Raw genomic sequence first — 1,807 nt, 5'->3', positions numbered from 1 at the left:
GCAGTACCCCGAGCAAACTTAAGCCCGCAGTCATGACTGTCACGGACCAGCAGCTGGTAGACCGGATCACTGTTGGCGGGTAATTGCCGCATGGTCAGAGCGTTGTCAAAACCGTAACGGCCAGCGCTGTAATACTGGTAATTTATTTGCCATATAGCCAAAGCCCTGTCGATATCGGGACGGGCTGCCTGCCTTGCTTGCAGTTGCAGGAGCAGAGCCAGCCCATAGGAACCGGTCATCACCCGGGCCAGGCGACGATCAGACGATCCTGGTCGTACATCCGACAGCCCGACCTGAATGATGACCGGCTCATTTTGTTGCCATCGCCGGACAATCATCCGACTGTCCGCAATCAACCGGCTGGATTCCAGCCGTAGATCCACGATCGGCCTTATCGCCTCCAAATTATTCTCTGTCTGCCATTTATGCCAGGCCAGAAGGCTATCGATGAATTCATTGGGTCGGTTAAAATAACGCAGCACGCCATTGAGTTGTCTTGGTATGCCATTCAGTGTTGCCAGCTCACGCAGCTGGGAACGATAGGCACTATTATCAATGGCCGTAAGAAAAAAGGGTGAACGAACCCCCAGCACGATCCGTGAGGAAGAATGTTGATCCTGGTTGAAGGGCAGGGAAGGATCCAGGTAAACCACGCGTTCGCGGTTATCCGGAAGCGGGATCCTGAGACCGCTGTTGTTATCGGGAAGCCGGTTGGATAGCTCCGCAATCAGCAGCTTCTGCTGGCGATCCGGCGTGCCTCCGCTTTCCAGGGTGTTCACTACGCTGCCCACCAGACGCAACAACAACTTTTGTGTCAGGCTCCGGGCTGCCTTATGTTCCGTGTCGATGTTATCCATTTCAGTAGCCAGTGTGACCACATCATTCAGAGCCAGTCGGGTGATTTTTTCATCGAGCCGCTGCTCAACCAGGAAGGGGGAGTGACGGGAATAGGCTGTCTCAATCGTGTTGATCAGTGTCTGGGCAGTGGCTTGCTCCAGGGGACCCGAGGACTGTAGCATCAACAGGACATTGCGCAGATTATCCGGAAACGCCGCGCTGTGAATCTCTGGCACGTTCACCAGAACATAAGTTCCGCCCCGGGGGTCTGTGACAACGGGCAGGTTGTCTTTATAAGAAGCCTCTTCAACAAAAGCTTGCGACACTGGATCAGTAAAGCTGACAGTGCCATCCGGTTGCTGCTTCAGCCTTTTTTTAACCCCAAGGGAAAGGCTATGTTGGAACAATTTTCTGTGTGCACTCCTTTTCCTGGCGTTCAGTCTTGGCACTTTTTTTTCTGCCAGTTTGTCCGCCAGACAGTGACCCAATAACGCTCTCAGCGACCTGACATACTGCTGGCCCAATTCGGAAAAGTCATTTCGTACCTTTTGGGAATAGAGCGCAGAGAGGTCATCTTTTCCCAATACAGAAACCAGCAGGTCAGGGCTGGAGACCCGGAACGGGTCTATGTCATTGCCACCGGGTGCGACAATGTCCTGCAGGGACCTGAGCAAGTGATGGGTAAACAGTGTTGCCATCGCATCGGAAGGTGGGCTTGTGACCTGCCGGGCCAGTTGGTGCCCCGCTTGCTGGGTCTGGAAAAAAATCGCCTGCCTGAACCGATCACCATAGGCCAGTAACCCAACCCCCGACAACGGGTCACCGATTGAGTCGGCACGGACAAAGGCACTCATGTGACGCTCTGTTGGTATTCTGGCCTGTGCAAGAGGCAGTTCGGCATCGGCAACCGGTAAAGGCATCAACCGGTAAGGGGAAAAGTAATCGCCGGTGAGTTGTTGCAGCCGACGGT

Annotated in this window: 1 protein-coding gene; it reads right to left on the bottom strand. The window is 54.2% G+C overall.

The features are described 5' to 3' along the window. Positions 1–1,807 (bottom strand): hypothetical protein (locus KDK18_RS03980; protein ID WP_257253370.1); only part of this gene is annotated, 1,807 nt, incomplete at both ends.

The organism is Endozoicomonas sp. SESOKO3, assembly GCF_024606255.1.
The sequence above is the reverse complement of the archived record's forward strand: the minus strand, read 5'-3'. Positions and strand labels throughout refer to the sequence as shown.